The sequence below is a fragment of the Pseudomonas sp. MWU13-3659 genome, assembly GCF_023757525.1.
In the GTDB taxonomy this organism is placed as follows: Bacteria; Pseudomonadota; Gammaproteobacteria; order Pseudomonadales; family Pseudomonadaceae; genus Aquipseudomonas; species Aquipseudomonas entomophila_E.
Genome location: NZ_JAMSHW010000003.1, coordinates 425,601 through 437,116, shown reverse-complemented (window position 1 = coordinate 437,116; position 11,516 = coordinate 425,601). Strand labels below are relative to the sequence as shown.

Sequence of the window (11,516 nt, the reverse complement as noted above, 5' to 3'; positions counted from 1 at the left end):
AAAGGGCTGCGGAGCAGCCCCAGGATCTCAGCGTCGCGGCAGATATTGCTGGGGCTGCTTCGCAGCCCTTTCGCGGCACAAGGCCGCTCCTACACGGGATCGCGTTGCTCAGCGCAGGTCGTCGACCATCTTCAACAGCGTCTCCAGCACCGCTCCGGCCAACGCCTTCGACCGCTCGCCCGACCAGCCGGTGCGCGGGTTCGGCGCATCGTCATGGTCCTTGAACGGCATTTCCAGGGTCAGCGACAGGCAATCATGGGCCTGGCCCACGGCATTGCACGCCAGGGTCATGTTGGCCTGGCCCGGTTCGTCGCGGGTGTAGCCGTATTTGGTCTGGAAGTCCGAGGTCAGGCTGCACAGGGTGCTGCGGAACTGCTCTTCCAGTTTGGCGATGCGCGGTGTGTACCCCGGGTTGCCCTCGCAGGCCGCAGTGAACACATGGGGGATCTCTTCGTCGCCATGGGCATCGATGAACGCATCCACCCCATGCAGCTTCATCTGGCTCTGGGCGAAGAACACCTCAGGGCTCAGCTCCACACTGGCGTCCTGCCAGGCGCGGTTGAGGTCCTTGCCCTTGAAGTTGGTGCGCAGGTGGCCGAGGAAGGCGCCGTCCGGGTTCATGTTGGGGATCAGGTACAGGTCGGCCTTGGCCAGCAGTTGCTGGATGACCGGGCCGTTTTTATCAAGGGCGTCGATCACGCCTTCCATGAACCACTCGGCCATGTGCTCGCCCGGGTGCTGCTGGGCGATGATCCACAGTTTGCGCTTGCCAGCCGCGCCGTTGCCTGCGCGTAGCAACGGGATATCCCGGCCCTGTACGCTGCGCCCGCTGGCCAGCAGCTCGACGCCGGGGATCTGCTGGGCGCGCTCAATCAGCTGGTTGTGGCGGGCGCGGGGGTAGGGTTCGAAGTAGGCGAACCAGGCCTGCGCTTGCTCAGCCTTGAGCTCGAAGCTCAGCGCCTTGCCGTCGAACTGGCTGGGCACGCGGAACCAGGTCTGTTGGTCGTAGGAGGCCACGGCGTGGTAGCCGTCCCAGGCGTTCTTGTAGGAGGACGCGTGGGCGTTGTCCAGGCTGAAGCGGTGGGCTTGGCCCGGGGTGAGGCCGCTGGCCTTGAAGTGGAACCACTGGAAGTGGTCGCTGTGGCTGTCCTTGCGGATGTCCAGGCGGACGTGCGCCGGGTCACTGGCGTCCTTGACCAGAATGTTGCCGGAGTCGAAATCGCAGTCGATGTGCAGCGGGGAGAGCGTCACGGTCATTGCCAGCCTCCTGTTGGCGTTTGTTGTGATCGTACTCTACACCGCGATCCGTTGATTTGGCACGGCCTCTGTAGGAGCGGCTTCAGCCGCGATCCCCCGCGAGGCGGGCCACCGCGTTGCCTGCATCGCGGCTGAAGCCGCTCCTACAAGGAGAGCAAACCCAACGCGGTCAGGGCTGCAACGGCAAGCCCTGCGGCAATCGAGCATCCACCCAGCGACAATGCCGCGCGCCCTTGCCGGTACCAGCCGTCATGCCCCAGCTGCCGCGCCGGAGCGAGCAGGCTGCGCCAGCGCAGTTCGGTTTCGTGGAAGGCACGCAGGTGGTCGGGGTCGGCATCCAGCCAGCGGCGAAAATCGATGCGCTCGCTGGCAGTCACCTGCGGGCTCTGCAGGCGCACGTACCATTGGCCGGCAACACTCGCCAGGGCATCACCCGGCGCACGGGCAGTCTGCAAGGCCTGGTTCATGTGGCGCTCGATATTGATCAAGGGCAGGTCGAGGCGTTCGCCGATCTCGGCGAAACCGACCTGGTCGAGGCGGTTGAGCAGGAACACTTGCTGGACCCGACGGGGCAGGCGCTTGAGAGCGTGCAGCAACGCGTCGTCGCGGGTTTGCTCGGCGGTGCGCGGATCGTGCTCAAGGGGCAGCAGCAGGCGGGTCATGGACAGCTCCTTGCTCATGAGATGAAGGGGTGGGGGCATCTTCCCTGATGCTGAGCCAGCTTAGCCTTAACGAGATTGATTCTCAAGTGCTGATTCCGCAAACTTTTGTAATGAGCGTTCACGTGCTGACACATTATTGCTATCATCGCGGCCATTAAACGATCTTCATTAGCCTGAAGAGCCAAAAAAAAGACCCGGCAAAAAGCCGGGTCAAAAACCGTGATTAGCCTGATGAGGAGATAATCTGAGCGTCCGACCTGAGGACGTTGCAGGTTATCCAGCGGGTCTCGCGACCTGCTGAGTGCAATAATAATCGTTATCATTTGCCAGTCAAATGATTTTTCCGTGTACCGGTAAAAAAATCCTCCTGACGCACCTCCAGTCCCCGGCAATTGGGGCTATTGCCGTTCGTCGGCCATCACGTTCTCCCTTCAGATCGATGTTTTCTCCATGGCGTGGCGCTGTTCCAGTAGCGCGCGGGCCATGTTGATCATGTGCATCAACGCAAACACCACTTCCCGTGTCGTGCCCTGCAGATGGGCGCCGGTTTCCTGTGCCGTGGCCGAGGCGCAGCGCAGCAGGGCCATGGCGTGTTCGCTGGCCTGTGCGCCGGTCACGCCTTCGCGCAGGGTCCAGAGCGAGCGCTCCAGCTCAGCGGCAGTGGGGGTGGGGTTGAGGTAGTAGTCGAGGGCGCGGCGGGCGGCTTCTTCGTCGAGATCTGTATCTTCGTTTATCGGTTTGTTCATTCCAGCACCTGTGAAATCCCTTCAAGGACAAGGAATACCGATAGTAGGTCAATGTGTATTATTTTTGTCTGCTAAGATAATTCTAGATGTGTATTGATGCCATTCATCCAGTCCGTATCGTTCACCGCCATGGAAAACTGGATCGAATTTCTGTCGCGCTACAAGCGCGAGCACAACCTCAAGCAATATCAGCTGGCCGAACGCCTGGGCATGACCCAAGGCGGTCTCGGCCATTGGTTGCGTGGCACGCGCCGGCCGACCCTGGAGACCGTCAACGAAAAGCTGGAGCAGCTTGGGCTGGTGTACCTGGAAGCGCGGGTGATGGTGGTCGAGCGTGACATCATGGCGCGCGAGGAGCGGGGTGTTTACGCGGTGGAGCGACCGCTTTCGGTCAATGCCATGCGTCATGCCAGTTTTCGCTTTCCGGTGTTGAACTGGGCCGACCTGCAGGGCGCGTTGCCCGAGTCCAGTGAAACCCAGGAGCTGACCGGTTATATGCCTGCCGGCAATGCGTTCTGGTTGCCGGTGGAAAATGACTCGATGAACGCCGCCAGTGGCAGAAGCTTGCCGCAGGGCGTGCTGGTTCTGGTGGATGCCGGGATCGAGGTGGCGCCGGGCAGGCTGGTGGTGGCCCGGCAGCCGGGCAAGCCAGCGGTGCTGAGGGAGTTGATCGAAGAGGGCGGGCAGCGGATGCTCCGGCCGCTCAATACCTTGTATCCCACCGTGCTGTGCGAGGAGGGGTGCGAGTTTCTAGGTGTCGTGGTGCGGATGCACGGGGTGCTCTAGATTTGCGCGGGGATCGCGTTGGGGCGGCCAGGTGCCAGGCGGTTGCCTTGCAGCGTTCTTGAGATCGAGCGCCGCCTGCGCGGCGCATCGCGGATGAATCCGCTCCTACATCTATTGCAACGTACCGCACCTGTAAGGCCACGTTGCAACGAATGTAGGAGCGGATTCATCCGCGATGCGCCGCGTGGCGGCGCTTGATCGGATAGGCGCCACAACTCTTTTGGCGAACACCTCGCCGCCGTTACGCGTCCTCCAACTCCACCAGCACCGTCCCTTCGCTGACCATATCCCCCTCCTGGCAGAACAGCGCCTTCACCGTCCCCCCATGGGGCGCCCGAATGCTGTGCTCCATCTTCATCGCCTCCAGCACCACCAGCGCGGTGCCGGCCTCCACCACTTGTCCTGGCTCGACCAGCACCCGCACGATGCTGCCGTTCATGGGCGCGCCCAGGCCGCCCTGGTGGCTGTGGCTGGCTTCGGCCGCGGCGATCGGGTCATGAACGCTGACGGCATGCAATTCACCCTGCCATTGCAGATACAGCGTGCTGCCCCGACGCACCGCCAGGTGGCGACGGCGCAGACCGTCCTGATCATGACACAGCTGCTCACCCTCCAGCCGATAGGTCGAAGGCGCGCTGCGCTCCAGCGCCACCGCCTGCTCATGCCCCTCGCACTGCAAGTGCAGGCTGCTGCGCGCCGGCAGGCCCAGGCGCAGGCCATCGCGGGCCGCCCACGGCGAAGCGCGGTCGTCCTTGCGCTGTAGCGCAGGCGCGCTTTGCAACCAGGCCTCGGCGGCGGCTTCCCAGAACGGTGCCGGCAGGGGCTGAGGCGCAGGTAGCAAGACGTCCTGATGACGTGGAATGAAGCCGGTATCCAGCTCGGCCTCTGCAAACGCCGGGTGCGCAAGGATGCGGCGCAGGAAGGCGATATTGGTCTTCAACCCGCCAATGGCGAACTCATCGAGCATCGCCAGCAGCCGCAGGCGCGCCTGCTCGCGGTCCTGGCCCCAGGCGATCAGCTTGCCCAGCATCGGGTCGTAGAACGGCGACACCACATCGCCCTCGCTGACACCGCTGTCCACCCGGCGCCCTTCGCCCGGCGCCGACTCGCGGTACAACGCCAAGGTGCCGGTGGCCGGCAGGAACTCATTGGCTGGGTCTTCCGCATACAGCCGCACCTCGATGGCGTGCCCCATCAACGGCACCTGCTCCTGGGTGATCGGCAGCGGCTCGCCGCAGGCCACGCGGATCTGCCAGGCCACCAGGTCGAGCCCGGTGATGGCTTCGGTGACCGGGTGCTCCACCTGCAGGCGGGTGTTCATCTCCATGAAGAAGAACTCGCCGCGGGCATCGAGCAGGAACTCCACGGTGCCGGCGCCGACATAGCCAATGGCCTGGGCCGCGCGCACCGCCGCCTCGCCCATGGCTTTGCGCAGGTCAGGGGACAGACCTGGCGCCGGCGCTTCCTCGACCACTTTCTGATGGCGGCGCTGGATCGAGCAATCACGCTCGTTGAGGTACAGGCAGTTGCCATGCTGGTCGGCGAACACCTGGATTTCCACATGGCGCGGCTTGAGCACGTACTTCTCGACCAGCATCCGTGCATCGCCGAACGACGACTGCGCTTCACGCTGCGCCGAGGCCAAGGCGTCGGCCAGCTGGCTTTCCTCCTCGACCACCTTCATGCCCTTGCCGCCGCCCCCGGCGCTGGCCTTGAGCAGCACCGGGTAACCGATGCGCTCGGCGGCTGCGCGGAAGGTCTCCAGGTCCTGGGCTTCGCCGTGGTAGCCCGGTACCAGCGGCACCCCGGCGGATTCCATCAGCGCCTTGGCCGCCGACTTGCTGCCCATGGCATCGATGGCGCTGGCCGGTGGGCCGAGGAAGATCAGCCCGGCCTGCTCGATGGCGCGGGCGAAGCCGGCATTCTCCGAGAGGAAGCCATAACCCGGGTGGATCGCCTGGGCGCCGCTGGCCTTGGCTGCGGCAATCAGCTTGTCGATCACCAGGTAGCTTTCAGCCGCCTTGGTGCCGCCGAGGTCGACGCGGATGTCCGCTTCGCGGCTGTGGCGCGCCTCGCGGTCGGTGGCGCTGTGCACGGCCACGGTGGTCAGGCCCAGGGCCTTGGCGCTGCGCATCACCCGGCAGGCGATCTCGCCACGGTTGGCGACCAGCAGGGTGGTGAGGGTGGGGCGGCTCATGGGCGCGGCTCCTTCTTGTGCTCGGTTTGCCAGGCGGGGCGGCGTTTTTCCAGGAAGGCGCGCAGGCCCTCCTGGCCTTCGGCGCTGACGCGGATGCGGGCGATGGTGTTCTCGCAGTAGCGGCGCAGGGCCGGGCTCAGCTCACCGTCGTCCACTTCGCGCAGCAGGTCCTTGGTGGCGCGCAGGGCCTGGGGGCTGTTCTGCAGCAGGTTCTCGACCCAGGCCTCGACTTGTGTGTCCAGCTCGGCGGCCGGGTACACCTCGGCCAACAGGCCCAACTCGCGGGCACGCACGCCGCTGAAGCGCTCGGCGGTAAGGGCATAGCGGCGCGCTGCGCGCTCGCCGATGGCCTTGACCACGAACGGGCTGATCACCGCCGGGGCCAGGCCGATGCGCACTTCCGACAGGCACAGCTGGGCGTCTTCGGCGCCGATGGCCATGTCGCAGCAACTGATCAGCCCCAAGGCGCCGCCGAAGGCCGCGCCTTGCACCACGGCCAGGGTAGGGGCCTTGAGGCGGTGCAGGGCGTACATCAGCTCGCCCAGTTCATGGGCGTCATCGAGGTTGGTGTTGAAGTCCAGCTCGGCCGACTGCTGCATCCAGGCGAGGTCCGCGCCGGCGCTGAAGTGCCGGCCACGGCCGCGCAGCACCACGAAGCGCAGGCCGGCGTTCTCGCTCAGCTGGTCGAGGGCGACGATCAGCTCACGGATCATCTGCGCGTTGAACGCGTTGTTCTTGTCTTCCCGGCTCAGCCACAGGGTGGCGAAGCCGCGAGGGTCCTTGTCCAGTTCGATAGTCGCGAAGTCGCTCATGGGTCACATCCGGAAAATGCCGAAGCGGCTCTGTTCGATCGGGGCGTTCAGCGCGGCGGACAACGCCAGGCCGAGCACATCGCGGGTCTGCGCCGGGTCGATGACGCCGTCGTCCCACAGCCGGGCGCTGGAGTAGTAGGGGTGGCCCTGGCGCTCGTACTGGTCGAGGATCGGCTGCTTGAGCTTCTTCTCGTCATCGCTGCTGAACACCTCGCCACTGCGCTCGCTCTGTTCGCGCTTGACCTGGGCCAGCACCCCGGCTGCCTGCTCGGCGCCCATCACGCCGATGCGTGCGTTGGGCCACATCCACAGGAAGCGCGGGTCGTAGGCGCGGCCACACATGCCGTAGTTGCCGGCGCCAAAGCTGCCGCCGATGATCACCGTGAACTTCGGCACCTGGGCGCAGGCCACGGCGGTCACCAGCTTGGCGCCGTGCTTGGCGATACCGCCTTCCTCGTACTTCTTGCCGACCATGAAGCCGGTGATGTTCTGCAGGAACAGCAGCGGGATGCCGCGCTGGCAGGCCAGCTCGATGAAGTGCGCGCCTTTTTGCGCGGCCTCGGCGAAGAGGATGCCGTTGTTGGCCAGGATCGCCACCGGGTAGCCGTGCAGGTGGGCGAAGCCGCACACCAGGGTGGTGCCGAACAGCGCCTTGAACTCGTCGAACACCGAGCCATCGACCAGGCGCGCGATCACCTCGCGCACGTCGAACGGCTGCTTGGCATCGGCCGGCACCACGCCGTACAGCTCTTCGGCGTTGTACAGCGGCGCGATCGGCGCCTGGCATTGCAGCTTGCCCTGCTTGTGCCAGTTGAGGTTGGCGACGCTGCGCCGGGCGATGGCCAGGGCGTGCTCGTCGTTGTCGGCATAATGGTCGGCCACGCCGCTGGTGCGGCAGTGCACGTCGGCGCCGCCGAGGTCCTCGGCGCTGACCACCTCGCCGGTCGCAGCCTTCACCAGGGGCGGGCCGGCCAGGAAGATGGTCGCCTGCTGGCGCACCATGATCGCTTCGTCGGCCATGGCCGGCACGTAGGCGCCACCCGCAGTACACGAGCCCATCACCACCGCGATCTGCGGGATGCCCAGGGCGCTCATGTTGGCCTGGTTGAAGAAGATCCGCCCGAAGTGCTCGCGGTCGGGGAACACCTCGTCCTGGCGCGGCAGGTTGGCGCCGCCGGAGTCCACCAGGTAGATGCACGGCAGGCGGTTCTGCAGGGCGATGGTCTGGGCGCGCAGGTGCTTCTTCACCGTCAGCGGGTAGTAGGAGCCGCCTTTGACCGTGGCGTCGTTGGCCACGATCATGCATTCCACGCCTTCGACGCGGCCGATGCCGGCGATCACGCCTGCGGCCGGCACGTCCTCGCCATACACCTCATGGGCGGCCAGCTGGCCGATTTCGAGGAACGCCGAGCCGGGGTCGAGCAGGCGGTCGATGCGCTCGCGGGGCAGCAGCTTGCCGCGCGAGGTGTGCCGTTCCTGGGCCTTCGCTCCGCCGCCCTGACTGACCTGGGCGAGCAGGCCGCGCAGGTGGTTGACCTGTTCGAGCATGGCCGCGCTGTTGCTGGCGAACTCCGCCGAGCGCGGGTTGATCTGGGTATGCAAGGTTGCCATGTGCGCCCGTTCCTTGTGCTCAGCGGGTTTCGTTGAACAGTTCGCGGCCGATCAGCATCCGGCGGATCTCGCTGGTGCCGGCGCCGATCTCGTACAGCTTGGCGTCGCGCAGCAGGCGGCCAGCCGGGAACTCGTTGATATAGCCGTTGCCACCGAGGATCTGGATCGCCTCCAGGGCCATCTGCGTGGCGCGCTCGGCGGTGTACAGGATCACCCCGGCGGCGTCCTTGCGGGTGGTCTCGGCGCGGTCGCAGGCCTGGGCCACGGCGTACAGGTAGGCGCGGCTGGCGTTGAGCTGGGTGTACATGTCGGCGATCTTGCCCTGGATCAGCTGGAACTCGCCGATGCTCTGGCCGAACTGCTTGCGCTCGTGGATGTACGGCACCACCAGGTCCATGCAGCTCTGCATGATGCCGGTGGGGCCGCCGGCGAGCACCACGCGCTCGTAGTCCAGGCCGCTCATCAGCACGCGCACGCCGCCGTTGAGCTGGCCGAGGATGTTTTCTTCCGGCACTTCGACGTCATCGAAGAACAACTCGCAGGTGTTGGAGCCGCGCATGCCCAGCTTGTCGAACTTGTTGCTGCGGGTGAAGCCTTTCCAGTCGCGCTCGACGATGAACGCGGTGATGCCGTGGGGGCCCTTGTCCAGGTCGGTCTTGGCGTAGATCACGTAGGTGTTGGCGTCGGGGCCGTTGGTGATCCAGGTCTTGCTGCCGTTGAGCACGTAGCGGTCGCCGCGTTTTTCGGCGCGCAGCTTCATCGACACCACGTCGGAGCCGGCGTTGGGTTCGCTCATGGCCAGGGCGCCGATATGCTCGCCACTGATCAGCTTGGGCAGGTACTTGAGCTTCTGCGCGTGGCTGCCGTTGCGATTGATCTGGTTGACGCACAGGTTGGAGTGGGCGCCGTACGACAGGGCCACCGAGGCCGAGGCGCGGCTGATCTCTTCCATCGACACCACGTGGGCCAGGTAGCCCAGGCCGGCGCCGCCGTATTCTTCAGGGACGGTGATGCCCAGCAGGCCCATGTCGCCGAACTTGCGCCACATGTCGGCGGGGAACAGGTTGTCGTGGTCGATTTGCGCGGCGCGTGGCGCCAGCTCGGCGGCGACGAAGGTGCGCACCTGGTCGCGGAGCATGTCGATGGTCTCGCCCAAGGCGAAGTTCAGGCTGGGGTAATGCATGTGCGGGCACCTTCTTGTTCTTGAAGTTCGAGGTACCACGCCGGCCCTGTAGGAGCGGGCTTGCCCCGCGATGCCCGTCAGAACGGCCAGCAGTACTGCCTGGTCCGGCCTCATCGCGGGGCAAGCCCGCTCCTGCAGGGTCGGCGTGATGCGTGGTTGACGTTAACGTAAACCTGCCTTCCGGGCGTGTCAATCGGTACATCACCTTTACGTAAACGTAAATCTGCGCCAGAGTAATCGCCGCCTGCTTCAGTCATGCCCAGAACAACCACAAGAAGGGATTACCATGCCTCAACCAAGCTACACGCGCGGCCGCCAGGACCACCCCTTGCTCACCCTGACCATCGGCCAGGCCTTCGATGCCACCGTCGCCCGCCACGGCGAGCGCGAGGCGCTGGTGGTACGCCACCAGCGTTTGCGCTACAGCTGGCGCGAGTTGGCCGCCGAGGTCGATGTGCATGCCCGGGCCTTGATGGCGCTAGGTGTGGAGGCGGGTGAGCGGGTCGGCATCTGGGCGCCCAACTGCGCCCAGTGGTGCATCCTGCAATTGGCCACGGCCAAGGTCGGCGCGATCCTGGTCAACATCAACCCGGCCTATCGGGTGGGTGAACTGGAGTACGTGCTGCGCCAGTCCGGCTGCCGCTGGCTGGTATGCGCCGATGCCTTCAAGACCTCCGACTACCACGCGATGGTGCAGGAACTGGTGCCTGAACTGGCGAACCATGCCTTGGGCGAACTGGCCTGCGAACGCCTGCCGGGCCTGCGCGGCGTGATCAGCCTGGCCGCCGAACCGCCGGCGGGCTTCCTGCCCTGGGGCGCACTGGCCGGGCGGGCAGGGGAGGTGGAACCCGCCGCCTACGAGGCCCGCCAGCAAGGCCTGCAATTCGACCAGCCGGTAAACATCCAGTACACCTCCGGCACCACCGGCGCGCCCAAGGGCGCCACCTTGAGCCACTACAACATCCTCAACAACGGCTATATGGTCGGCGAGAGCCTGGGCCTGACCGAGCACGACCGCATGGTGATCCCGGTGCCGCTGTACCATTGCTTCGGCATGGTCATGGCCAACCTCGGCTGCATCACCCACGGCAGCACCATGGTCTACCCCAACGACGCCTTCGACGCCGAGCTTACCCTGCGCGCCGTGGCCGAGGAGCGTGCCAGCATCCTCTACGGCGTGCCGACCATGTTCATCGCCATGCTCGACCACCCGTCGCGCACGCAGCTGGACCTGTCGACCCTGCGCAGCGGCATCATGGCTGGCGCCACCTGCCCGATCGAGGTCATGCGCCGGGTCATCGACCAGATGCACATGGCCGAAGTGCAGATTGCCTATGGCATGACCGAAACCAGCCCGGTGTCGCTGCAGACCGGCCCGGACGACGAGCTGGAACTGCGCGTGACCACGGTCGGCCGCACCCAGCCACAACTGGAGACCAAGCTGGTGGACGCTGATGGTTGCATTGTTCCTCGTGGCGAGATTGGCGAACTGTGCACCCGCGGCTACAGCGTGATGCTCGGCTACTGGGACAACCCCCAGGCCACGGCGGACGCCATCGACCCGGCCGGCTGGATGCACAGCGGCGACCTGGCGGTGATGGACGACGACGGTTATGTGCGGATTGTCGGGCGCAACAAGGACATGATCATTCGCGGGGGCGAGAACATCTATCCACGGGAGCTGGAGGAGTTCTTCTACACCCACCCAGCGGTGGCCGATGCGCAGGTGGTGGGCATTCCGTGCAGCCGTTATGGCGAGGAGATCGTGGCCTGGATCAAGCTGCACCCGGGGCACAGCGCCACGGTTGAAGAACTTCAGGGCTGGTGCAAGGCGCGCATTGCACACTTCAAGGTGCCGCGGTATTTCCGCTTTGTGGACGAGTTTCCGATGACGGTGACGGGGAAAGTGCAGAAGTTCAGGATGCGTGAAATAAGCCTCGCGGAGATAGGCCCGTCAGCGTAAGAAACGCCCTTCCTCAGGCCGGGCAGGGCCCGAGGAAGGGTGCAGCGGGTTACAGAAGTTCGGACAGATCACTGATGGTGCGGGCATTCTCCAGTTCGCTGGTTGAAAGTTCTTTATTGAATTTTTCTTTGATGTGGGAGGACAGATGTTTGTCACCGCCAATGACATCGCTCAGGGAGGTGGTATCTTCGAGATCCCCGATTTTTTTGTCGTATATCTTGGCGAGCATTTGTTTCACATCATCTATTTTGGCCATGGTAAACGCCTCGTTGCCAGGGTGGGTTGTTGAATGTGCCGGA

General features: G+C 65.1%; 10 protein-coding genes. 2 read left to right on the top strand and 8 right to left on the bottom strand.

The features are described from left to right. Nucleotides 1-108: 108 nt before the first annotated feature. The 3 genes from NGM28_RS06810 to NGM28_RS06800 all read right to left on the bottom strand — a co-directional run bounded on the left by NGM28_RS06810 (nucleotide 109) and on the right by NGM28_RS06800 (nucleotide 2,665). Nucleotides 109-1,257 (bottom strand): M14 family metallopeptidase, encoded by a 1,149-nt coding sequence (locus NGM28_RS06810; protein ID WP_252089311.1) that lies wholly within the window; start codon nucleotides 1,255-1,257, stop codon nucleotides 109-111. Between the two features lie 143 nt (nucleotides 1,258-1,400). Further along, on the bottom strand, nucleotides 1,401-1,919 hold the full coding sequence (locus NGM28_RS06805) for a DUF4880 domain-containing protein (protein ID WP_252089310.1): 519 nt from the start codon (nucleotides 1,917-1,919) through the stop codon (nucleotides 1,401-1,403). A 431-nt stretch (nucleotides 1,920-2,350) separates the two neighbouring features. Continuing rightward, complete coding sequence (locus tag NGM28_RS06800) at nucleotides 2,351-2,665, bottom strand: DUF6124 family protein (RefSeq protein ID WP_240064386.1); 315 nt, start codon at nucleotides 2,663-2,665, stop codon at nucleotides 2,351-2,353. Nucleotides 2,666-2,794: 129 nt separating this feature from the next. Here NGM28_RS06800 and NGM28_RS06795 point away from each other — a divergent pair, with 129 nt between their 5' ends. Further along, the gene (locus tag NGM28_RS06795) at nucleotides 2,795-3,451 is read left to right on the top strand and encodes a LexA family protein (RefSeq protein ID WP_252089379.1); all 657 of its coding nucleotides are present in this window, start codon (nucleotides 2,795-2,797) and stop codon (nucleotides 3,449-3,451) included. A gap of 241 nt (nucleotides 3,452-3,692) precedes the next feature. On the opposite strand, the gene NGM28_RS06790 is transcribed toward NGM28_RS06795, so the two are convergent. Genes NGM28_RS06790 through NGM28_RS06775 form a run of 4 tightly spaced genes read right to left on the bottom strand, consistent with a single transcriptional unit; the run spans nucleotide 3,693 to nucleotide 9,254 of the window. Next, the gene (locus NGM28_RS06790; protein ID WP_252089309.1) at nucleotides 3,693-5,648 is read right to left on the bottom strand and encodes an acetyl/propionyl/methylcrotonyl-CoA carboxylase subunit alpha; all 1,956 of its coding nucleotides are present in this window, start codon (nucleotides 5,646-5,648) and stop codon (nucleotides 3,693-3,695) included. Beyond that, nucleotides 5,645-6,460 carry a gamma-carboxygeranoyl-CoA hydratase gene (locus NGM28_RS06785; RefSeq protein ID WP_252089307.1) on the bottom strand — a complete coding sequence of 272 codons (816 nt, stop codon included), beginning with the start codon at nucleotides 6,458-6,460 and terminating at the stop codon, nucleotides 5,645-5,647. The genes NGM28_RS06790 and NGM28_RS06785 overlap by 4 nt, the downstream gene beginning before the upstream one ends. A gap of 3 nt (nucleotides 6,461-6,463) precedes the next feature. After that, a complete protein-coding gene (locus NGM28_RS06780) occupies nucleotides 6,464-8,071 on the bottom strand; it encodes a carboxyl transferase domain-containing protein (RefSeq protein WP_252089304.1) in 1,608 nt (535 codons plus the stop codon). Between the two features lie 19 nt (nucleotides 8,072-8,090). Further along, on the bottom strand, nucleotides 8,091-9,254 hold the full coding sequence (locus tag NGM28_RS06775; protein WP_252089302.1) for an isovaleryl-CoA dehydrogenase: 1,164 nt from the start codon (nucleotides 9,252-9,254) through the stop codon (nucleotides 8,091-8,093). 286 nt (nucleotides 9,255-9,540) lie between these two features. Between NGM28_RS06775 and NGM28_RS06770 the strand changes: the two genes are divergently transcribed. Next, nucleotides 9,541-11,217 carry an AMP-binding protein gene (locus NGM28_RS06770; protein WP_252089299.1) on the top strand — a complete coding sequence of 559 codons (1,677 nt, stop codon included), beginning with the start codon at nucleotides 9,541-9,543 and terminating at the stop codon, nucleotides 11,215-11,217. A 49-nt stretch (nucleotides 11,218-11,266) separates the two neighbouring features. On the opposite strand, the gene NGM28_RS06765 is transcribed toward NGM28_RS06770, so the two are convergent. Continuing rightward, nucleotides 11,267-11,473 carry a hypothetical protein gene (locus NGM28_RS06765; protein WP_252089298.1) on the bottom strand — a complete coding sequence of 69 codons (207 nt, stop codon included), beginning with the start codon at nucleotides 11,471-11,473 and terminating at the stop codon, nucleotides 11,267-11,269. Nucleotides 11,474-11,516 lie beyond the last annotated feature (43 nt).